The organism is Paeniroseomonas aquatica (assembly GCF_030409335.1).
GTDB classification, from domain to species: Bacteria; Pseudomonadota; Alphaproteobacteria; order Acetobacterales; family Acetobacteraceae; genus Belnapia; species Belnapia aquatica.
This window is the reverse complement of record NZ_JAUFPN010000201.1, coordinates 1-20,699: the sequence shown is the minus strand read 5'-3', so window position 1 is coordinate 20,699 and position 20,699 is coordinate 1. Positions and strand designations below refer to the sequence as shown.

Here is a 20,699-nt window from a genome sequence, read left to right as displayed (position 1 = left end):
GGCGGGCCGGTCAGCTCTCCGTCCCGAGCTCCCTGAGCCGGCGGCGCAGCGCATAGACCTGGTCGAGCAGCGAGAGCACCACCGGCAGCGCCTCCTCGTCGACCGCCAGCCGGTCGCGCAGCTCGAGGATCAGCCGCACCCGTTCCACGTCGATCTCGGCGAAGACCGGGGCATCGGCCTCGGCCTCGGGCCGGACGTAGCCTTCGGCGATCCAGCGGCGCAGATCCTCCGGCTGCAGCCCGGCGACGCGGGTGTACAGGATATCGAGGGTGATCATGCCTCCGCCTCCAGTCCGGCGCGTGGGTCCTGGGGGTGTTCCGGCGTCCAGCTCCGCAGGAAGGACTCGAGCGCCGCATCCGGCTTGCCGACGACCACGCGCAGCGTCAGGAACAGGTCGCCCGCCGGGCGGCTGCCGGCCGCGGCGATACCCTTGCCGCGCAGCCGGATCTGCCGCCCGGTGTCGCTGCCCGCCGGCAGGGTGACCCGCAGCGTGCCGGCGGGCGTCGGCACCTCCACCGCGGCGCCGAGCACGGCCTCCGCCAGGCTGACCGGCAGCTCCATCCGCAGGTCCATGCCGTCCCGGCGGTAGAGCGGGTGCTCGGCGACCTCGAGCTCGATCAGCGCATCCCCGGCCGGGCCGCCGTTGCGCCCGGGCCCGCCCTGGCCGCGCAGCCGCAGCACCTGGCCGGTGACGACGCCGGGCGGGATCTTCACGTCCAGCACCTGGCCATCCGGCAGGGTCAGCCGCTCGGTCGCCCCCAGCACCGCGGAGCGGAAGGGCACCGCCAGCCGGTAGTTGCCGTCGCGGCCCCGGCGGGGGGCGGAGGCGGCGCGGCCGCGCGCCTCGAACATATCGGCGAATATGTCCTCGAAGCCGCCGGCCTCGGCGTAGCGCTCGCCCTGGGCGGCATCGGCATGCCGGCGGTAGCCGCCGCCATAGCCGGCCGGGCGCTGCTCCTGGCCCTCGGCATCGATCTCGCCGCGGTCGAAGCGGCCGCGGCGCTCGGGGTCCGAGAGCAGGTCGTGGGCGGCCGAGACCGCCTTGAACTTCGCCTCGGCCTCCGGCTTGCCGGGGTTGAGGTCGGGGTGGTGCTGCCGCGCCAGCTTGCGATAGGCGGATTTGATGGCCTCGGGCGTCGCGTCCCGGGAGAGGCCGAGGGTCTTGTAAGGATCGTCCGCCATACCGGTATCCTTCGTGCGGGGCGGTCAGGTGGGAACCGCCCGGCGGTCTGCCATGCTGCGCGCCGGCCCCCCCATGGGTCCAGCGCGCCCATCATCAAAAGGCGATGCGGGTGCCGAGATACACGCTCCGCCCGTCCCCGGGATAGAAGACCGCGGTATTCGCCCCCGCCGCCCGGGCGTTCTGCAGGGTGCCGAGGTCGCTCACGTAGCGCTTGTTGGTCAGGTTCCGCGCGTCGAGGAAGACCGAGACGCCGGGCGCCACGGTGATCCCGGCCTCCAGCCCGACCTTCAGGTAGGCATTGGCCCGCAGCGTATTGGCGTAGTCGGCCCAGGCGCCCTGCGGCACCCAGTCGAGCACCGGGGCGAGGAAGCCGCGGCCCTCGGGCGCCGCATAGGTCAGCGTCGTGCGCAGCACGTGCGGCGGCAGGCCGGCGATGCGGTTGTCGCCGTATTGCCGGTCGCCGCGGAAGCGGAAGTCGTTCCAGGTCCAGACCTGGCGCAGCGTGACGCGGTCCCCGGCGGCGGCGACCCCGCGGGCAAGGTCCACATGCCCGGCGAATTCGACGCCCTGGTTCACCGTGTTGCCGGCGTTGAAGGTATTGGCGGGGATGCTGGGGTCGACGGTGAATTGCAGCAGCTGGCCGCGCAGGTTGGAGCGGAACAGCGTCAGGTCCCAGCCGTAGCCGTCCTGCCGGCCGCGGGTGCCGGCCTCCACCGTCCAGGCGCGCTGGGCCTGGATCGGCACCCAGAGCGGCCGGTTGTTCACGGTCTGCAACTGGTCGGAGAAGTCTGGCACGTCCTGGCTGCGGGTGACGTTGGCGAAGACCTGCACCGCCGGCCGCGGCTGCCAGAGCACGCCGAGCTTGGGGTTCAGCCCGTCGTAGGTCCGGCTGTTGCGCTGTCCGCTCAGGCGGTTCTCGTAGTCCCGCTCGTCGCGCAGCACCTTGGCGCCGGCGACGATCGCCAGCGTCGGCCGCAGCCAGAGCCGGTTCTCGGCGAAGGCCTGGTAGTTCGTTGCCCGCTGCACGCCGTTCGCGACCAGCCCGTTCCGCGATCCCCGGAGGTTGTTGTACTGCAGCGCGTCGTTGGTGCCCGCGAAGTAGCGGCCACCGACCACCAGATCGTTGTCGAGGCCGCCGACGCTGAAGCGGCCGGTCCAGCGCGGCGCCACGCCCCAGGTCAGCCCGTCCTGGTCGATCACCTGGAAGATCGGGTGGTACAGCCGCTTGTGGGTGACCCAGGCGTCGAGGTCGAGCTGCCCGGTGTCGAGCTGCACGGTGGTGCGGTTGGCGAAGCGCTCGGCCCAGACGTTGCGCGCCTGATTGCCCGAGAGCGCGGCGGCGGCGGCGATGCGCGGCCGGCCCAGCGCGTCGCCGAGGCTGAGCGAGCCCGGCAGCTGCTGCCGGACGATATAGGCGCCGGCGTAGAAGCGGGTCTCGATCCGGTCCGAGAGGCGGTAGCCGAGGTTGGCGTTGAACTGCTCGTACTGGCTGCGGCTATGCTGCCGCCAGCCATCCGCATGCGCCACGCTGCCGGCCGCCAGCGCATCCCAGTCGCCGAGGACCGCCGAGGTCTGGCCCGAGATCCGCGCCGTGCCGAAGGTGCCGCCCTCGGCACGCAGGATATGCTGCTCGGTCGCGGTCCGCGCCGTCGGGGTGATGAAGTTGATCGCCCCGCCAAGGGTCGAGCTGCCGAAGGGCAGGGCATTGCCGCCGGGATAGACCGCGGCGGCCCGCACCGCGGTCGGGTCGATCTGGTAGAAGTCGCCGCTGCCATCGGCCAGGTTCACCGGCACGCCGTCCTGCAGCACCTCGATGCCGCGCAGGTGGAAGCCGCGGGCGATGCCGGAGCCGCGCATCGACAGCCGCAGCTCCTGGCCGTAGCGGTTCTGCACGAAGACGCCGGGCGTATCGGCCAGGACGTCACGCAGGGTGAAGGCGTAGCGGTTGTCCAGCTCGCGGCCGTCGACGAAGCGCACCGCGGCGGGGGTGCGCTCCAGCGCCTCCCGCTGCGCGGCGATGGAGGGGGCGGTGAGCGAGCCGGGGCTCCGGCCGGTGACGACGAGGTCGGGGAGGGTGGTGGTGCCTTGGGCGCCGGCACGGCTGGCGGGCAGGGCGGCGATGCCGGCGAGCAGCAGCGCGCGCCACGGGATTGCGGACATGAAGGTGGCTCCTGACGAAGGGACGATCGCGCGGGCACCCGGATCGGGGGCCGGCGCGGCGGGTTCCGGCGTCAGGCGGCGGGCGGGGCCCGTGGCTGCTGCGGCGGGGCGCGGGCCGGGGCCGGCGGCATGCCGGCGACCGGCGGGACGGTCGCCACGCGATAGGCGAAGGGCATCCCCGGCATCGCCGGGGCGGGCGGCACCGCGGCGGCGCTGCCGGGGCAGAGCGGGCAGCTGTCGTGGGCGGCATCCGCCGCGTCGGCCGGCTGGCCCTCGGCATCGAGGTGGATGACGCGGAGTCCCTCGGCGGTGCAGATCTCGATGCCGGCGGCGGTGCCAAGCGTGGCCAGGCAATGCGCGAAGGCACTGCCCCACTGCAGCGCCAGCAGCAGGGCGATCATCACCGTCAGCAGGGGCGAGCGCCGGACCATGGCGTGGCTATGGCGGGTTTGCCGCAGGCTGTCATCCCACCCTTGCGTCCCCGGGGGGCCGATGCTCAGGTCGCGGCCAGGGCAGCAAGGGCGATGCGTCCATGATCGACACCCAACAGGTCGCAACCGGCCCGGGGCTGGTCTTCGACGTCTCGGTCGCGGGCGAGCCGGCCGCGCCGCTGGTGCTGCTGCTGCACGGCTTCGGCGTGTCCCGGCACCTCTACGATGCCCAGCTCCCGGCCCTGGCCGCCGCCGGCTTCCGTGCCGCGGCGCCGAACCAGCGGGGCTATTCCCCTGGCGCCCGGCCGGACCCGATGGATTTCGCCCGCTACGGCATCGAGCTGCTCATCGCCGATGCGCTCGCCCTGGCCGATGCGCTGGGCCACCAGGGCCGCTTCCACCTGGTCGGGCACGACTGGGGCGGCAGCCTGGCCTGGGAGATCGCCGCCCGCCACCCGGAGCGGCTCGGCTCCCTCACCATGCTGTCCCGCCCGCATCCCGGCGCCTTCGCCCGCGCCCTGGCCGAGGACCCGGGGCAGCCGTACCGCTCCCGCCACCACAAGGCCTTCCTCGAGGCCGATGCGGTGCCGAGGCTGCTGGCCGACGACGCCGCCTGGCTCCGCACCCGCCACGCCGCCCAGGGGGTGCCGCCGGCGGCGACGGCGAAGCACCTGGGCGTCATCGGCAATCCGGCCGCCATGGCCGCGGCGCTCGCCTGGTATCGCGCCCGCGGCACCGTCCACCGGCCGATCGGTGCCGTCACCGTGCCGACGCTGTTCCTCTGGGGCGATGCCGACGACACGGTGGGGCGGATGGCGGCCGAGGGCACCCGGGATTTCGTCACGGCACCCTATCAATTCGAGGTCCTGCCCGGCGTCGGCCACTACGCCCCGGACCAGCGGCCGGAGGTGGTCAACCGGCTGCTGCTGGCGCACCTGGCCCGCCACCCGTTGTGATTGACCTGCCCGTCCATCCGCAGGATTTTGCCCCATGCCCGATATCCAGCCCCCCTTGCTCGACCGCCTCTCGGCCCTGCTCGGCCCGCGCGGCATCCTGACCGACCCGGCCGACCTGGCGCCCTACCTCTCCGACTGGCGCATGCTCTACACCGGCCGCACCCCCTGCGTGCTGCGCCCCGGCAGCACCGCCGAGCTGGCCGAGGTGGTGAAGCTCTGCGCCGCGGCCGGACAGCCGCTGGTCCCCCAGGGCGGCAATACCTCCATGGTCGGCGGCGCCATCCCGGACGAGGGCGGCCGGCAGATGGTCGTCTCGCTGGCCCGGCTGAACCGGGTGCGCGACATCGACCCGCTCGACATGACCATGACCGCCGAGGCCGGGGTCGTCGTCAAGGCGGCGCAGGACGTGGCGATGGAAGCCGGCTGCCTCTTCCCGCTGAGCTTCGGCGGCGAGGGCACGGCGACCATCGGCGGCGTGCTGTCGACCAATGCCGGCGGCAACACCACCGTCCGCTACGGCAACGCGCGGGAGTTGATGCTGGGCCTGGAAGTGGTGCTGCCGGACGGGCAGGTCTGGAACGGCCTGCGCCGGCTGCGGAAGGACAATACCGGCTATGCGCTGCGGCACCTCTTCGTCGGCGCCGAGGGCACGCTCGGCTTCATCACCGCCGCGGTGCTGCGGCTCTTTGCCCGGCCGCGGGAGAACGAGGTGGCGCTCTGCGCGGTGCGGGACGAGGAGGCGGCCCTGTCCCTGTTCCGCCGCTTCCGCGACCGCGACGAGACCGCGGTGCGGGCCTTCGAGTACATGTCGGGCACCGGCGTCGGCTTCTATGCCCGCTTCATCGAGGGCGGCCAGGTCCCGCTGGCCGAGCCTGGCGACCATGTCGTGCTGGTCGACCTCGCCTCCTCCCGCCCGGATGCCGGCCTGCGCGCCCTGATGGAGGCGGTGCTGGAGGAAGCGCTGGAGGCCGGGGAGGTGCTGGACGCCGCGATCGGCGAGAGCGAGGCCCAGCGCGCCGCCATCTGGCGCATCCGCGAGGAGCACCCGGAGGCGCAGAAGCGGGAAGGGGCCTCCGTGAAGAACGACGTCTCGGTGCCGGTCTCGAAGACCCCGGAGCTGATCCGCCGGGCCTCCGAGGCCTGCCGCCGGCTCATCCCCGGCATCCGCCCGGTTCCCTTCGGCCACATGGGCGACGGCAACATCCACATGAACCTGCAGCAGCCGCCCGGGATGGACCCCGCCGCCTTCCTCGCCCGCAGCCACGACATCATGGAGACGGTGAACGCCGTGGTCCGCGACCTCGGCGGCAGCTTCAGCGCCGAGCACGGCATCGGCCGGCTGAAGACCGACATGATGGAGGATTGGCGCGGCGGCGCCGAGCTCGAGGTCATGCAGCGGATCAAGGCGGCGATCGACCCGCGCGGCCTCATGAACCCGGGCAAGGTCCTGCCCTGAGGGCGGTCCGGCGGCGCCGGCCGGGCGGGCCGGCCACCGCCGCAGCCGGGCCGCGGCCTCCGATCCGGCCGATCCGTGGCCCCCCGGCGCTTGGACCCGGGGCCGCCAGCGTCTAGGGTGCGCGCCGCAGCAGCATGACCCCGGAATGACCCGCCTCGACCGATACATCTTTCGCCAGCTGGCCGTCGCGCTCCTGGCCGTCACCATCGGCCTGGCCGCGCTGGTCTGGCTGACGCAGTCGCTGCGCTTCATCGAGCTCGTGCTGGATCGCGGCCTGTCCTTCCTCGTCTTCATCGAGCTGACAGGGCTGCTGCTGCCCAGCTTCTTCGCGGTGATCCTGCCGATCACCACCTTCGTCGTCTGCCTCTTCGTCTATGTCCGGCTGGATTCCGACCGTGAGCTGGTGGTGATGCGGGCCGCCGGCCTGTCGCAGTGGCGGCTGGCACGGCCGGCGCTGGCGCTCGCCGGGGGCGTCGTGGTGCTCTGCTACGCCCTGAACCTCTGGCTGGTGCCGGCCAGCCAGGCCGCCTTCCGGGCCTGGCAGTTCGAGATCCGCAACCAGCTCGCCGCCATCCTGCTCCAGGAAGGGGTGTTCAGCTCGGTCGGCGACGACCTCACCGTCTATGCCCGCTATCGCGACCGGGACGGCACGCTGCGCGGCATCCTGGTGCATGACGCGCGCGAGGCCGGCGCCCCGGTCACCATCCTCGCCGAGGCCGGGCGCATCACCCCCGGCCCCAACGGACCCCGCGTCACCCTCGAGAACGGCCAGCGTCAGCAGGTGGAGCGGGTGCCGCCGCCGCCGGGCTCGCCGCCCGGGACCGCACCGGGCAGCCGGCTGACCGTGCTCTCCTTCAGCGAGAACAGCGTCGACCTCGCCCGCGCCTCCCGGTCGGAGGAGAACCGCTACCGCAACGCCCAGGAACGCACGCTGGATGAGCTCTTCCACCCCGATCCGGCCGAGCGCGTCCCCGACCGCGACCTCAAGCGCTTCCTGGCCGAGGCGCATCAGCGGCTGGCCGGTCCCCTGAACGCCCTGACCTTCGGGCTGGTGGCGCTGGCGACCGCGCTGACCGGACAGTTCCGCCGCCATGGCGGCGGCCTGCGGCTCTTCACCGGCATCCTGGTCGTGGTGGTGCTGCTGGCGGTCGGGCTGACCATCGGCAACCTCGCCGCCCGGCAGTCCCGGGTGATCCCGCTGATCTGGGTGAATGCGCTGCTGCCGGGAATGCTGGCCGCCTGGGTCATCTCCGGCCTGCCGGCCTGGGTGCAGGGACTCTTCACCCGGCGGCCACGCCTGCCGGCGCCGGATGCCGCCTCGGCCCCGTCGCCATGATCCTGGCGGCAACCCTCGCGCGCTACGTCGCGCGGCGCTTCCTCGGCGCCACCTTCGCCATGCTGGCGGGGCTGACCCTGCTGGTCAGCCTGTTCGACTTCATCGAGCTGCTGCGCCGGGCGGCGACCCGGCCGGATGCCGGCTTCGCCCTGGTGGCGACGATCGCCGGCCTCCGGCTGCCCTTCGTCGCGCTGCAGATCCTGCCCTTCGCCATCCTGCTCGGCGGGCTGCTGGCCTTCTGGCGGCTGACCCGGTCCTCCGAGCTGGTGGTGGCGCGGGCGGCGGGGATCTCGGCCTGGGGTTTCCTGTCCGGCCCGGTGGTGGTGGCGCTGCTGTTCGGCGGGCTCGGCACCGCCGCCATCTCGCCGCTCTCCTCGGCCATGCTGGCCCGGGCCGAGCGGCTGGACTACGCCTACCTGCGGGCCAGCGCCGGGCTCACCGCGCTCGCCGGCGGCCGGCTCTGGCTGCGCCAGGCCGATCGCGGGCTGGAGGAGCAGGGGGTCGCCATCCTCTCCGGCCGGCCGCTGTCCGACCGGGGCGAGGGGCGCGGCCCCGGATTCAGCATGACCGACGTGACCCTCTGGCGGCTGTCGGAGGCGGACCGGCCGCTGGCCCGCATCGAATCGCCCGAGGCCCGGCTGCTGCCCGGCCGCTGGGTGCTGTCCGAGGCGGTCACCTTCAACGCCGACCGCAGCGCCGGGCCGAAGCAGACCCTGACCTTCCCGACCGAGCTCACCCCCGACCGGATCGAGAACAGCTTCGCCTCGCCGGATACCCTCTCGGTCTGGGCGCTGCCGGGCTTCATCACCGTGCTGGAGGCCGCCGGCTTCTCCGCGGTGCGGCACCGGCTGCATTTCCAGAGCCTGCTGTCGCTGCCGCTGCTGGCCGCCGCCATGGCGCTATTGGCGGCGGCATTTTCTATGCGATCCTCCCGCCGCGGTGGCGTGGCGCAGATGATCGGCGCCGGCGTCGCCGCCGGCTTCGCGTTGTTCGTGCTGGACAAGGTCGCCAATGAATTCGGGGAAGCCGGCACCCTGCCGGTCTACCTCGCCGCCTGGGCGCCGACCATCGCCGGCCTGTTGCTGGCCCTGGCCCTGCTGCTGCATCTGGAGGATGGATGAGCGACCGCACCGAGCACCTGCAGGCGGCCGATCCTGGCCCTGTGCGGCGATCCGAACCGCGGCCGCGCCCCGGGGCGGGCCCGGTGACGGGCCCCGCCCGGCGCCGGTGGCGGCCGGCGGTGGTGGCGGGCGCCGCCCTGGTGCTGGTGCTGGCCCCCGCCGCCCCGTTGCGGGCGCAGATGGATGCGCCCAGCGTCACGCCGCTGGAGCCGACCCCGATGCGGCCGATGGGCTCGCCCGGGCCGGCCTCCGGCCGCGGCGGCAGCTTCGGCGGCATGGCGGCGCCCGGCGGCGCCCCGGCCGACCCCAACGCGCCGGTGACCTTCACCGCCGAGGAGGTGGAGTACGACCGCGAGCGCGGCCTGGTCTCGGCCCGCGGCCGGGTCGAGGCCTGGCAGGGCGACCGCCTGATGCGCGCCGATCAGTTCACCTACGACCGCAACACCGGCGTCGCCACCGCCCGCGGCAACGTCCAGCTGCTCGAGCCCGACGGCACGGTGATGTTCGCCGAGGAGGCCGAGCTGAAGGACCGCTTCCGCGACGGCGTGCTGGAGGGCGTCCGCGCCCTGCTCGCGGCCAATGGCCGCATGGCCGCGAATGGCGCCCGGCGCACCGGCGGCATGGTCAACGAGCTGTCGCGGGTGGTCTATTCCTCCTGCGACCTCTGCCCCGAGGATCCGAACCGGCCGCCGCTCTGGCAGGTCGAGGCCCGCCGGGCGGTGCAGGACAAGAACAGCCAGCGCATCACCTACCGGGACGCGACGGTGCGGCTCGGCGGCTGGCCGGTGCTCTACACGCCCTACCTCTCGCATCCGGATCCGGGCGCGCCGCGCGCCTCGGGCTTCCTGTTCCCGACGCTGGGCTATACCCGCTTCCTCGGCGCCTTCGTCGAGACGCCCTATTTCTGGGCGATCGACGACAGCTCCGACCTTACCGTGGTGCCGATCACCTCGACCCGGCAGTACCCGAACCTCGGCTTCGAGTACCGCAAGCTGTTCAATTTCGGCGAGGTGAGCGGCACCGCCTCGATCGGCGGCTTCAACGGCCGGGACACCGGCGGCAAGGAGGAGTTGGCCGGGCACATCTTCCTCAAGGGGCGCTTCAACCTCGATGAGCACTGGCGGGCCGGCTTCGACCTGAACCGCGCCAGCAGCGAGCTCTACCTGCGGACCTTCCGCTACGAATACCGCCGGGTGCTGACCAGCCAGGCCTATCTCGAGGGCTTCTGGGATACCACCACCTATGCCCGCATCGACGCCCGGGCCTACCAGGGCCTGCGCAGCCTCGACGACACCCGGCAGATTCCCTACGTGCTGCCGAACGCCTATGTCGAGCATGCGCCGCGCGGGAAGTACCTCGGCGGCTTCCTGACCATGGACGCCGGGCTGCTCGGCATCTCCCGCGACATCGGCAGCTCGACCCAGCGGCTGGCGACCCGCGCCTCCTGGCAGCGGCCGGAGACGGACCGCCTCGGCGGGCTCTGGACCTTCAAGCTGCAGGGCGACGCACTGGCCTACCGGTCGCAGGGGCTGCAGGAGCCGCCGACCCTGCTGCCGGACGCCAACGGCAGCCAGGCGATCGGCAACATCCGCGCCGCGGTCGACTGGCGGATGCCCTTCGTCCGCTCCGCCGGCACCTGGGGCAGCCAGACCATCGAGCCGCGGGTCCAGCTCGTCACCGGGCCGCGCAGCGGGCCGCAGAGCCATGTCCCGAACGAGGACAGCATCGACTTCGAATTCACCGATGCCAACCTGTTCGCGCTGAACCGCTACACCGGGCGCGACCGCCAGGAAGGCGGCACCCGGGTCGACACCGCACTGCGCGGCGCCTGGGACTTCCCCAACGGCGGCCAGGTCGAGGGCCTGGTCGGCCGGTCCTTCCGGCTCGACGACCAGATCTCCAGCCCCTACCTCGGCTCCGGCCTCGAGCGCCGGGCCTCGGACTACGTCGCCCGGCTGCGGGTCTCGCCGACCCCCTGGTTCAACACCACCGGCCGCATCCGGCTGGACGGCGAGAACATCACCGAGCGGCGGATGGTCGATGCCACCGCCAACCTCAGCCTCGGCAAGGTGACGCTGACGGCGGGCTACCTCTTCTCGCCGCCGTTGCCCTACCTGACCCCGCTGCGCTCGCGCGACGAGGTCGGCGCCGGCTTCACCGCCAAGCTCGGCCAGTACTGGCATGCCTCCCTGCACGGCAAGTACGACCTCAGCCTCGGCCGCGCCGTGCTGCTGCAGGGCGCCGCGGGCTACGAGGATGAGTGCTTCATCTTCGAGGGGCGCTTCATCAAGCGCTTCGCCCAGGACCCGTCGACCAGCAGCCTCTATGCGGCGAATACCGTCGTGCTGTTCCGGCTCGGCTTCAAGACGCTGGGCGAGTACTTCTTCCGGGCGATCTGACCCGGCCGCGGGAGGCGGGCGGCTCAGGCCGCCCGCAGGCCCTGCAGCAGCCCGTCCAGCTCGCTCCGCAGCGTCGCGCCCTGCGCGGTCACCTGCCCCGTGGTCCGCCGCATCGCCGCCAGGGCGGCCGCGGTATCGGCCATGCCGCTGCTGACATGGTCGATGTTGGCGGAGACCTCCTCCGTGCCGCGTGCCGCCTCGCCCACGTTGCGGGCGATCTCGCGCGTCGCCGCCCCCTGTTCCTCCACCGCCGCGGCGATGGTGGCGGCGATCTGGTCGACCTGCCCGACCACCCCGGCGATGCCGCGGATCGACTGCACGGCGCGGCCGGTCGCCTCCTGGATGGCGGTGATCTGCTGGCTGATCTCCTCGGTCGCCTTGGCGGTCTGCCCGGCCAGCGCCTTGACCTCGCTCGCCACCACGGCGAAACCCTTGCCGGCTTCCCCGGCCCGCGCCGCCTCGATGGTTGCGTTCAGCGCCAGCAGGTTGGTCTGGCCGGCGATGTCGCCGATGAGCTGCACGACGTCGCCGATCCGCTGCGCCGCCTCCGACAGGCCGGCCACGGTGGCATCCGCGGCCCCGGCTTCCTGCACCGCCTGGCGCGCCACCTGGGCGGCCTGGGCCACCTGCCGGGTGATCTCGCCGACCGAGGCGGCGAGCTCCTCCGCCGCGGCGGCCACGGTCTGGACGTTGCCGGTGGCCAGCCCCGCCGCGTTGGCAACCGAGGTGGCCCGCAGGGTGGTGTCCTCGGCGGTGGCGCCGAGGGTGCCGATATTGGCCTCGAGCGTCTGCGCCGAGCCCGCCAGGGTCTGCACCACGGCGCCGAGCTGGGCCTCCACCCGCGCGGCCAGGGCCCGCCGGCCGTCCCGCTGCGTCGCCTCCGTCGCCTGGCGCAGCGCCGCCGCCTCCGCCTCGAGGCTGCGCGCCCGCTGCGCCGAGCCGCGCAGCGCCTCGAGCCCGCGGGCGATGGCGCCGACCTCGTCGCGCCGGCCGATCTCGGGCGTCGTCGCGTCGATCCGGCCGGCGGCCAGCGCATCCGCGACGGTGCTCAGCCGGCCGAGCGGACCGGTGACCCCCTGGAGCACCAGGAACAGGGCCAGCCCGCCGCCGCCGAGGATGCCGAGCCCGGTCACCAGCGTCAGCCAGAAGCGCGCGTCGGCGATCGCCTGATCCGAATTGCGGGCCTCCTGCGCGTTCACCGCGGTGATCCGGTCCTCCATCCGGCGCACCGCGGCGATCATTTCCTGCGCCATGGGTGCCGCGGCGACGGCGGTGGCGCCGGCCGCGTCCAGCCGCCCGCCGCGCGACTGCTCCAGCACCGCGGCGTACTGCGGCTTGTAGCGGTCCAGCATCCCCTGCGTCGCGGCGAGGTCCGCCCGGTTGTCCGCGGCGACGATGGTGGCGGTGAAATGCCGCAGCCGTTCCTCGACCAGGGCCAGATGCTCCGCCGCCGAGGCCTCCCAGCTCCGGCGGTCGTCCGGGGTGAGCGCGATCGGCAGGAATTCGGTGGCGCGGACGAAGGCCAGGATCTCGGTGCCGGCGCGGCCGAGGGCGTTGAGGCGGGCGCCCCGCTGCTCGGTGCCGCGCAGCCGGTCATGCTCGGCGACCAGCAGCCGGTCGGCCATGAAGCTGAGCGAGGCGGCGACGGCCGCGAGCAGCGCGACCACCGCCAGCAGGCGTGGCGCCAGGCCGCGCCAGCCTGGGGCGGCCGGGCGTGGGGATGCGTGGAACAGCGGATCAGCCATGGATCGTATCCGGTCAGGAACAGGAGAGCCTCAGAATCCACCATCGAGGTGAAGAAACCACGAAGGCCGGCCGGTGGCCTCGGGCCGGCTGCTCGCCTAGACTGCACGGCAAGCCGGCCGCGAAGGCCGGCATCCGGGAGAATGCGAGACCATGACCCACCGCTTCGGCCGCCGGACCGCGCTCGGCGCCTCGCTCGCGCTGCCCCTCGCGGGGCTGGCGATGCCGGCGCTGGCGCAGCAGGGCTTCCCCAACCGCCCCATCCGCATGCTGGTGCCCTGGCTGCCCGGCGGCTCCTCCGACACCCATCTGCGGGTGCTCAGCGAGATCGCCGGGCGCAAGCTCGGCCAGCCCGTGATCGTCGAGAACAAGCCCGGTGCCTCCGGCACCCTGGGCGCCCTGGCCATGTCCCAGGAAGCCAGGGCGGATGGCCACATGGTCGGGCAATTGCCGATCACCGTCTTCCGCCTGCCGGCGATGACCCGGCGGCCGACCTTCGACCCGATGGCCGACTTCAGCTACGTGCTGCACCTGACCGGCTATGTCTTCGGCGTCGTGGTCCGGGCCGACCAGCCCTGGCAAAGCTGGGCCGAATTCGTCGCCTTCGCCAAGGCCAATCCGGGCAAGGTCACCTATGGCACGCCCGGCGTCGGCAGCACGCTGCACATCACCATGGAACGCATCGCCGAGCAGCTCGGCATCGAATGGCTGCACGTGCCCTTCCGCGGCGGCGCCGACAACATCCAGGCGGTGCTCTCGGGCCAGACCATGGTGAATACCGACAGCACCGGCTGGGCGCCGCTGGTCGAGGACGGCAAGCTCCGCCTGCTGGTGGTCTGGACCGCCGAGCGGGCCAAGCGATACCCCGACGTGCCCACCTTGCGCGAGGTCGGCATCGACATCGTCGCCGACAGCCCCTTCGGCCTCGGCGGGCCGCGCGGGATGGATCCCGGCGTCAAGCGCGTGCTGCACGACGCCTTCAAGGAGGCGCTGTTCGACCCCAAGCACGTCGAGACGCTGGACCGCTTCGACATGCCGCTGCGCTACCTCGACAGCGACGCCTATGCCGCCTTCGCCCGCCGGACCTTCGAGGAGGAGAGCGCCATCATCCGCAAGATCGGCATCCGGATGGACTGAGCGCCGCCCGCTGCGGCCATCACGCTTTCTTGTGCGCCCGTTCCGGCACCTGCCGGCGTTGCGTGCTACTGGTGCCGATCGCTTGCCGGCGGATCCGGGCGCAGGCGGCTGAGAGCTACTTCATGCTCCCGCCTCGCGCGTGGAGACGTGTCGCCGTGACGCTGATCAGCCCTCTGCCGGACCCGACGCTCTGCGACCGCGAGGCCATCTATGCCCCCGGCTCGATCCAGCCCCATGGCATGATGATCGTGGCCGAGCAGGACGGCTCCGCGGTCCGGCATGTCGCCGGCGAGATCGAGCAGCGGCTCGGCATCGCGTCGTGGCGGGACCTGCCGCTCACCGCCCTGCTTGGCGAGGCGCTCAACGCCGAGATCGTCGCGCTGACCCGCCCCGACCATGTCGAGGGCTTCATGGGCCAGCTGCGGACCCGCTCCGGCGAGCTGCTCGACGTGAGCGCGCATCTCGCGGACCGCAAGGTGATCGTCGAATGCGAGGCCGCCCTGGTGCCCGGCATCCTCGGCGCCCTGGCGCTGAACCGGCTATCCGCCAGCAGCGCGCGGCTGGCGCGGGCGGTGTCGCTCAATGGCCTCTGCGACCGGGCCGCCATCGAGTTCCGCGGGCTGACCGGCTTCGACCGGGTGATGGTCTATCGCTTCCTGGCCGATGGGTCCGGCGCCGTGGTGGCCGAGGACCGGCGGGCCGGGACCCATTCCTTCCTGCACCAGCGCTTCCCCGCCGGCGACATCCCGCGCCAGGCCCGGGCGCTGTATGTGCGGAACCCGATCCGGGTCATCCCCGATGTCGCCTATGCACCGGTCGCGCTCCGCCCCGGCTGGGGCGGCCCGGCGCCGCTGGACCTGAGCGACTGCAGCCTGCGCAGCGTCTCCCCGGTGCACCTGCAGTACCTGGCGAACATGGGCGTGCGCGCCTCGGCCTCGGTCTCCATCGTCATCGAGGGCGTGCTCTGGGGCCTGATCGCCTGCCACCACGATAGCCCGCGGGCCATCCCCTACGACCTCCGCGCCGCCTGCTGCTCGCTCGCCGGCAGCCTGGCGCGGCAGATCACCGCCCGGACGGAGGCCGATGGCTACCGGCAGCGCATCCGGCTGCAGAGCGACGCCGGGGAGGTCACCGCGCTGCTGGGGCTGGAAGACCCGTTGGAGGGCCTGGCCCCCGACGCGCTGGCCGCGATCGGCCGGATGATGGACAGCGACGGCGTCGTGGTGGTGCGGGGCGCGGAGTACGCAGGGCATGGCATCCGCCCGCCGGAGGCCGCCGTGCGGGACCTGGTCCGCTGGCTGCTGGCCCGCGGGACCAACCCGGTCTTCGCCACCGATGCGCTCTCGGGCGAGTACCTGCCCGGCCTGGACTACCAGGGGTCCGGCAGCGGCCTGCTCGCGGTGACGCTGTCCCGGGACCGGCCGTGGCTGGTCCTGTGGTTCCGCCGCGAAGCGGTGGAGACGATCGACTGGGCCGGAGACCCGAACAAGCCCGGCGACGCGGACCCTGCCGGCATGCTGACCCCGCGGGCCTCCTTCGCCGCCTGGCGGGAGACCGTGCGCGGCCAGGCGCGGGCCTGGACCATGCCCGAACGCGACGCCGCCCGGCGGCTGCAGCTCGCCCTGCTGGAGGTGCAGCAGGCGCGCCACATGCGGGAGCTCAACCGCCAGCTGACCGTCATCGTGCGGGAGAAGGACGACCTGCTGCAGCAGAAGCAGTTCCTGATCGGCGAGATCAACCACCGGGTCCAGAACAGCCTGCAGCTGGTCTCGAGCTTCCTGTCCATGCAGGCCCGCGACTCGGCCGACCCCCACCTGCACGCCTCGCTCGAGGAAGCGCGCCGGAGGCTCAAGGCGGTCTCGGTCGTGCATCGCCGGCTGTACCGCGGCGACCAGGTCGAGACCGTCGATGCGGCCCGCTACATCGGGGAGCTCTACGAGGAGACCATCGCCTTCATGGGCCGGGAATGGGCCGAGCACATGGCCCACGACCTGACGCCGGTGGTCATCCCGACCAACCTGGCGGTGCCGCTCGGGCTGGTGCTGACGGAGCTGATCATCAACGTCAACAAGCACGCCTATGGCGGCGCGCCCGGCCCGGTCTCGATCCGCCTGACGCAGCAGCGGGAGCATCTCTGCCTCGTGGTCGCCGACCAGGGCAGAGGCGGCGCGGCCACCGGCAAGGGCTTCGGGTCGCGCATCGTCGACGGGCTGATGCGGCAGATGGGCGGCACGCTGACGCAGACCGACAACCGCCCCGGCCTGCGGACCACCATCGTGGTCCCGCTGCAGCCCTATGCCGCCCCCGCCCCGGTGGGCCCCCTCGACCCGGCGAGCGACCGCGTCCCCGCCCGCTGAGCCGCTGCATGGGACCCGGAACCCGGCCCCGGCCCGGCGCCGCCGATTAGACAGGGGCGCCGCGAGCGGCTAAGGCCCGGCCCGGAAAATAATGATCCGGCATGGGAGAAACGCCGCATGACGACCCCCTTCGGCCGCCGCCTGGCCCTGGCGCTGCCCTTCGCCGCGCCGCTCGCCGCGCCCGCCATCGCCCAGCCCGCCTGGCCGGCGCGCCCCATCCGCATGTACGTCCCCTGGGCGCCCGGCGGCACCACCGACGTGCAGATGCGGGCGCTCTGCGAGGCCGCCTCCCGCCGCACCGGCCAGACCGTGGTGCCGGAGAACAAATCGGGCGCGGGTGGCATCCTCGGCGCCCAGGCGATGCTCGCCGACCGGCCGGACGGCTATACCCTCGGCCAGATGCCGGTCAGCGTCTTCCGCACGCCGCTGATGTCCTCCCGCCCGATGTTCGATCCGGTGGCGGACTTCAACTACGTCGTCCACCTGACCGGCTACCTTTTCGGCGTGGTGGTGCGGGCCGATGCGCCCTGGAACAGCTTCGCCGAGTTCCTCGACCACGCGCGAAAGAACCCGGGCAAGGTGAACTACGGCACGCCCGGCGTCGGCACCTCGCTGCACATCACCATGGAGCGCATCGCCGCCGAGCGCGGCCTCGACTGGACGCATATCCCCTTCCGCGGCGTGGCCGAGAACATGGCGGCGCTGCTCGGCGGCCAGATCGACGCGACCGCCGACAGCAGCGGCTGGTCGCAGCTGGTGCAGGACGGCAAGCTGAAGCTCCTGGTGACCTGGGGCGAGGCCCGCGCCAAGCGCTTCCCCGAGGTGCCGACGCTGCGCGAGGTCGGGATCGATATCGTCAGCGCCTCGCCCTACGGCATCGCCGGGCCGAAGGGCATGGATGCCGGGCTGGTGCGGGCGATCCACGACGGCTTCAAGGCGGCGCTCGAGGATCCCGCGCATCTCGCGGTGCTCGAGCGCTTCGACATGCCGGTGATGTACAAGAACACCGAGGACTACCGCGCCTTCGTCCGCCAGCAGATCGAGGAGGACCGGGCGATGATCCAGAAGCTGGGGCTGAAGATCAACTGAGGCCCGAGCCGCCGGGGGGCTCACCAGGGGCCTAAAGGGGGGATGGCGCCGCGCCCGGGTTCCGTCGCATGCTTCCGCCAGACCGGCCTCCCAAGCCGGCGCCGTTGTGGAGGATGCCATGCCCGCGTCCGGAGTGTCCCGTCGCCTGTTCCTCGGTGCCGCCGCGGCCCTGCCGTTGCCGGCGCTGGCCCAGCCGCCCTATCCCGACCGCCCCATCCGCGTCTACGTGCCCTGGACCCCGGGCGGCGCCACCGACATCCAGATGCGTTCGGTCTGCGACATCGCCCAGCGCCACCTGGGCCAGACCATCGTGGTCGAGAACCGCCCCGGCGCCAGCGGCACCCTCGGCGCCGTGGCGATGCGGGAGGCGAAGCCGGATGGCTATACCCTCTCGCAGATGCCCAATGCCGTCTTCCGCATGCCGGCGATGCAGGCGAAGCCCGCCTGGGACCCGCTGCAGGACTTCACCTGGATCGTCCGGCTGGTCGGCTACATGGGCGGGGTGGTGGTGCGGCCGGACGCGCCCTGGCGGACGATGCGGGAACTGGTCGGATATGCCCAGGCCAACCCGGGCCGGATCAACTACGGCACGCCCGGCGCCAATACCACCGAGGTGCAGATGCAGCGCCTGGCCAAGGCCGCCGGCGTGGACTGGGTGCCGGTCTCCTTCCGCGGCGCGGCGCCCAACCTGCAGGCGCTGCTCGCCGGCGACATCCACTTCTCCGCCGAGACCAGCGCCTGGGCCGACATGGCGCTCGAGGGCCGGGTCCGCCCGCTGGCGGTCTGGATGAGCGAGCGGGTGAAGCGCTTCCCCGCGGTGCCGACCTTCCGCGAGCTCGGCTGGGACGTGCTGGGCGAGAGCACCTACGGCATCGCCGGCCCGCGCGGCATGGAGCCGGCGGTGATCGAGACCATCCACCAGGCCTTCCGGAAGGCCGTGCACGACCCGGCGCATCTCGCGGTGCTGGCCCGCTTCGACATGCCGGTGCGCTACCAGGCGCCCGAGGATTTCGCCAACGACGCCATCCTCCAGGCCGCGGAGGCCCGGCGGATCGTGCAGGAGCTGGGGCTGCGCATCGGGTGACCCCGCGCCTGCATCTCCGCTGCGGCGACGACCTGCGGTGCCGGCTGCAGCGGGCCGGCATCGCCGGCGAATACCTCTGCTTCGCCGACCCGGTCTGCTGCGGCCCGGCGCAGGACGACGGCGACCTGATGGCCTGGCTCGGGATGCGGGCGCGCTACGTCGCGCTGCATTCGGGCCAGGACCTCGCCGCCGTCCGGCTGCGGCTGGGGCGGGAATACACCGCCCTCGGCGGCCTGCACCGGCGCGAGGCGATCTGGCTCTGGTTCGAGCACGACCTCTGGGACCAGGCGGCGCTGATCCGCATCCTGTCGCTGCTGGCGGAGAAGCGGCTGCTGCGGGGCAAGCTGCTGCTGGTGCCGGCCGACGGGGCCCGCTGCTTCCCCGAGCTGAGCGACGGCGAGCTCGCCGCGCTGCAGCCGGCGCCGCTCACCGACCTGCAGATCGAGCAGGCGGCGGAGGCCTGGGACGCCTTCGCCGCGCCGGACCCCGGGGCGCTCGACGCGCTGAGCCGGCGGGAGCTGGCGCTGCCGCACCTGGCGGCGGCGATGCGGCGGCACCTGCGCGACCTGCCCTGGACCACCGACGGGCTGGGCGAGGCCGAGCGGGCGGTGCTGCGGGCTGTCGCCGCCGGCGCCGCCGACGAAGCCGCGGTCTTCCGGGCGGTCGGCCGGGCCGACCCGGCCTTCCACCTGACCGACCTGATGGTGCGGGAGGTGGTCGGCCGGCTGCGCCTGGGCCCGAAGCGGCTGGTGACGCCGGCGGCGCCGCTGCGGCCGACGCCGCGGGGCGCCGCGGTCCTGGCCGGCACCGAGCGCCACCGGCCGGCCCCGCGGGCCCATGGCGGCATCAGCGTGCTGCCCGACCCGCCCTGGCTCTGGGACCCCGCGACGGCCGGCACCCGCCGCGGCGCCTGACCGGCCGAGGCGGCCAGACACGAAAAACCCGGGAGGGCCTGCGCCATCCCGGGTTCCCGCGCGTCACGGCTCCGGGGGGAGAGCCGCTCGCCTCGGGCCCGACCGGCGCACCGGTCAGGCCCGGTCCCTCAGCTGCGCGGCGCGCCGGTCTCGACGCTGGCGATGCCATTGGCATGCGGCACCGCCTCATAGACCACATGGGCCTCGTTGCCGCCGCCGACGAGCTGGCCGATCTGGCCCGGGAAGGCATTCACCCGGCCGTACTGGAAGCTGCGGTCGCGGTCGCCGCCGCTCATGCGGACCTGGGCGCCGCCGAGCACATTGCCCGGGATGCCGCCGTCATAGACGACTTCCGGGCCGCCGTTGCCGCCGCCGCCGACCAGCCGCGGGCCTTCCTGGGCGAGGGCCGCCCCGGTGCTGCCCAGGGCGATGACGGAAGCAAGCAGAAGATTGCGGAACATGAAACCAAACATCCTTCGTCGCAGGTGACCCTGGTCCGGGAATACGGGGGGCCATCCTTCGCCGTTGTAATTGGGCCGCATGGCTCGCTGCTGCCAATGCGTTTGACGCATGGTCATCATTTGCGGGATGGATGGTAACCTTCCGGCGCTCGCGTGCCGCGGCGCACCCGGCCACGCCGCGAACCGGGATCGAGGCCTTGCATATAAGTCGAAAGGCCGGGGTGCGGGAGTCCCCCGCAGCCCCTCCTCGCCAGCCGAGGCCGGAGGTGCTGCGACCGGTCACTCGCATTCATCACACGAATGCGAGCACTTGATGCCGCATCGGCCGTGCCACGGCAACCGCCGGATGGCGCCGTTGCCGCCGGAGCGGCATCCCGGGCCATCCGCCACGGAGCCCAGGACCATGACCGACTTCCGCTGCATCCCGATCGAGACCGCCACCGCCGAGCGCTTCCGCCGCACCGGCCGGGACGACCGCGGCCTGCCGCTGCACCGCCGGGTGGTGGATGGTCCGGGCTTTCCCTGCCGCCACTGCCTGCAACTCGGCGAGCCCGGGGAGGACATGCTGCTCGGCAGCTACGACCTGCCGCATCCCCAGGGCGTCTACTGGACGCCGAGCCCGATCTTCCTGCATGCCCGGGACTGCGCCCGCTTCGAGGCGGCGAACGAGATCGCCCCGACCGTGCTGGCCAATGGCATCGTCTCGGTCCGCGCCTACGACGCGGCGGAGCTCTGCCTCTACGACCTCGGCGCGATCAGCGAGGGCCATGCCGTGGCGCCGCTGCTGGACCGCGCCCTGGCCGATCCGCGGACCCGTTTCGTCAACATCCACACCGCGCTGCTCGGGCTGCCTGCTGCGGCGGCTGTGCCGG

The 20,699-nt window shown here is 73.1% G+C and carries 17 protein-coding genes; 11 read left to right on the top strand and 6 right to left on the bottom strand.

Features of this window, described 5'->3' with window-relative positions; genetic code table 11:
- Positions 1-10: 10 nt before the first annotated feature.
- From QWZ14_RS26930 to QWZ14_RS26915, 4 genes are all read right to left on the bottom strand, one after another.
- On the bottom strand, positions 11-277 hold the full coding sequence (locus QWZ14_RS26930) for a chaperone modulator CbpM (RefSeq protein ID WP_290320127.1): 267 nt from the start codon (positions 275-277) through the stop codon (positions 11-13).
- The gene (locus QWZ14_RS26925) at positions 274-1,182 is read right to left on the bottom strand and encodes a J domain-containing protein (protein ID WP_290320126.1); all 909 of its coding nucleotides are present in this window, start codon (positions 1,180-1,182) and stop codon (positions 274-276) included. The genes QWZ14_RS26930 and QWZ14_RS26925 overlap by 4 nt, the downstream gene beginning before the upstream one ends.
- A gap of 94 nt (positions 1,183-1,276) precedes the next feature.
- Positions 1,277-3,343, bottom strand: a complete 2,067-nt coding sequence (locus QWZ14_RS26920; protein ID WP_290320125.1) for a TonB-dependent receptor family protein — start codon at positions 3,341-3,343, stop codon at positions 1,277-1,279.
- Between the two features lie 71 nt (positions 3,344-3,414).
- Positions 3,415-3,774, bottom strand: coding sequence for a DUF2946 family protein (locus QWZ14_RS26915; protein WP_290320124.1), 360 nt, complete (start codon positions 3,772-3,774; stop codon positions 3,415-3,417).
- A gap of 101 nt (positions 3,775-3,875) precedes the next feature.
- On the opposite strand from QWZ14_RS26915, the gene QWZ14_RS26910 reads away from it, so the two are divergent.
- The 5 genes from QWZ14_RS26910 (at position 3,876) to lptD (ending at position 11,042) form a co-directional block, all read left to right on the top strand.
- Entirely contained in the window at positions 3,876-4,730 is an 855-nt protein-coding gene (locus tag QWZ14_RS26910) for an alpha/beta fold hydrolase (protein ID WP_290320123.1), read from the top strand.
- Between the two features lie 34 nt (positions 4,731-4,764).
- Positions 4,765-6,186 carry an FAD-binding oxidoreductase gene (locus QWZ14_RS26905; RefSeq protein WP_290320122.1) on the top strand — a complete coding sequence of 474 codons (1,422 nt, stop codon included), beginning with the start codon at positions 4,765-4,767 and terminating at the stop codon, positions 6,184-6,186.
- Between the two features lie 145 nt (positions 6,187-6,331).
- Positions 6,332-7,522 carry an LPS export ABC transporter permease LptF gene (gene lptF / locus QWZ14_RS26900; RefSeq protein ID WP_290320120.1) on the top strand — a complete coding sequence of 397 codons (1,191 nt, stop codon included), beginning with the start codon at positions 6,332-6,334 and terminating at the stop codon, positions 7,520-7,522.
- Positions 7,519-8,643 (top strand): LPS export ABC transporter permease LptG, encoded by a 1,125-nt coding sequence (gene lptG / locus QWZ14_RS26895; RefSeq protein ID WP_290320119.1) that lies wholly within the window; start codon positions 7,519-7,521, stop codon positions 8,641-8,643. The genes lptF and lptG overlap by 4 nt, the downstream gene beginning before the upstream one ends.
- Complete coding sequence (gene lptD, locus QWZ14_RS26890; protein WP_290320118.1) at positions 8,640-11,042, top strand: LPS-assembly protein LptD; 2,403 nt, start codon at positions 8,640-8,642, stop codon at positions 11,040-11,042. The genes lptG and lptD overlap by 4 nt, the downstream gene beginning before the upstream one ends.
- A 23-nt stretch (positions 11,043-11,065) precedes the next feature.
- Here the strand turns inward: lptD and QWZ14_RS26885 are convergent, their stop codons facing one another.
- Positions 11,066-12,787, bottom strand: a complete 1,722-nt coding sequence (locus QWZ14_RS26885) for a methyl-accepting chemotaxis protein (RefSeq protein ID WP_290320117.1) — start codon at positions 12,785-12,787, stop codon at positions 11,066-11,068.
- 151 nt (positions 12,788-12,938) lie between these two features.
- On the opposite strand from QWZ14_RS26885, the gene QWZ14_RS26880 reads away from it, so the two are divergent.
- From QWZ14_RS26880 to QWZ14_RS26860, 5 genes are all read left to right on the top strand, one after another.
- Positions 12,939-13,922 (top strand): Bug family tripartite tricarboxylate transporter substrate binding protein, encoded by a 984-nt coding sequence (locus QWZ14_RS26880; protein WP_290320116.1) that lies wholly within the window; start codon positions 12,939-12,941, stop codon positions 13,920-13,922.
- Between the two features lie 155 nt (positions 13,923-14,077).
- Positions 14,078-16,279, top strand: coding sequence for a histidine kinase dimerization/phosphoacceptor domain -containing protein (locus tag QWZ14_RS26875; RefSeq protein ID WP_290320115.1), 2,202 nt, complete (start codon positions 14,078-14,080; stop codon positions 16,277-16,279).
- A 117-nt stretch (positions 16,280-16,396) separates the two neighbouring features.
- Positions 16,397-17,368 (top strand): tripartite tricarboxylate transporter substrate binding protein, encoded by a 972-nt coding sequence (locus tag QWZ14_RS26870; RefSeq protein ID WP_290320114.1) that lies wholly within the window; start codon positions 16,397-16,399, stop codon positions 17,366-17,368.
- A 118-nt stretch (positions 17,369-17,486) separates the two neighbouring features.
- Positions 17,487-18,452 (top strand): tripartite tricarboxylate transporter substrate binding protein, encoded by a 966-nt coding sequence (locus QWZ14_RS26865; RefSeq protein ID WP_290320113.1) that lies wholly within the window; start codon positions 17,487-17,489, stop codon positions 18,450-18,452.
- Positions 18,449-19,366, top strand: coding sequence for a hypothetical protein (locus QWZ14_RS26860; RefSeq protein ID WP_290320111.1), 918 nt, complete (start codon positions 18,449-18,451; stop codon positions 19,364-19,366). Before QWZ14_RS26865 ends, QWZ14_RS26860 begins: the two co-directional genes overlap by 4 nt.
- A 128-nt stretch (positions 19,367-19,494) precedes the next feature.
- Here QWZ14_RS26860 and QWZ14_RS26855 read toward each other — a convergent pair whose 3' ends face one another.
- Positions 19,495-19,827, bottom strand: coding sequence for a hypothetical protein (locus QWZ14_RS26855; RefSeq protein WP_290320110.1), 333 nt, complete (start codon positions 19,825-19,827; stop codon positions 19,495-19,497).
- Between the two features lie 403 nt (positions 19,828-20,230).
- Between QWZ14_RS26855 and QWZ14_RS26850 the strand changes: the two genes are divergently transcribed.
- A partial coding sequence (locus QWZ14_RS26850; RefSeq protein ID WP_290320109.1) for a DUF1203 domain-containing protein occupies positions 20,231-20,699 on the top strand: 469 nt, incomplete at its 3' end.

Coding starts and splice junctions, on each gene's coding strand:
- QWZ14_RS26930 (WP_290320127.1), bottom strand. CDS start 277: ATGATCACCCTCGATATCCTGTACACCCGCGTCGCCGGGCTGCAGCCG.
- QWZ14_RS26925 (WP_290320126.1), bottom strand. CDS start 1,182: ATGGCGGACGATCCTTACAAGACCCTCGGCCTCTCCCGGGACGCGACG.
- QWZ14_RS26920 (WP_290320125.1), bottom strand. CDS start 3,343: ATGTCCGCAATCCCGTGGCGCGCGCTGCTGCTCGCCGGCATCGCCGCC.
- QWZ14_RS26915 (WP_290320124.1), bottom strand. CDS start 3,774: ATGGTCCGGCGCTCGCCCCTGCTGACGGTGATGATCGCCCTGCTGCTG.
- QWZ14_RS26910 (WP_290320123.1), top strand. CDS start 3,876: ATGATCGACACCCAACAGGTCGCAACCGGCCCGGGGCTGGTCTTCGAC.
- QWZ14_RS26905 (WP_290320122.1), top strand. CDS start 4,765: ATGCCCGATATCCAGCCCCCCTTGCTCGACCGCCTCTCGGCCCTGCTC.
- lptF (WP_290320120.1), top strand. CDS start 6,332: ATGACCCGCCTCGACCGATACATCTTTCGCCAGCTGGCCGTCGCGCTC.
- lptG (WP_290320119.1), top strand. CDS start 7,519: ATGATCCTGGCGGCAACCCTCGCGCGCTACGTCGCGCGGCGCTTCCTC.
- lptD (WP_290320118.1), top strand. CDS start 8,640: ATGAGCGACCGCACCGAGCACCTGCAGGCGGCCGATCCTGGCCCTGTG.
- QWZ14_RS26885 (WP_290320117.1), bottom strand. CDS start 12,787: ATGGCTGATCCGCTGTTCCACGCATCCCCACGCCCGGCCGCCCCAGGC.
- QWZ14_RS26880 (WP_290320116.1), top strand. CDS start 12,939: ATGACCCACCGCTTCGGCCGCCGGACCGCGCTCGGCGCCTCGCTCGCG.
- QWZ14_RS26870 (WP_290320114.1), top strand. CDS start 16,397: ATGACGACCCCCTTCGGCCGCCGCCTGGCCCTGGCGCTGCCCTTCGCC.
- QWZ14_RS26865 (WP_290320113.1), top strand. CDS start 17,487: ATGCCCGCGTCCGGAGTGTCCCGTCGCCTGTTCCTCGGTGCCGCCGCG.
- QWZ14_RS26855 (WP_290320110.1), bottom strand. CDS start 19,827: ATGTTCCGCAATCTTCTGCTTGCTTCCGTCATCGCCCTGGGCAGCACC.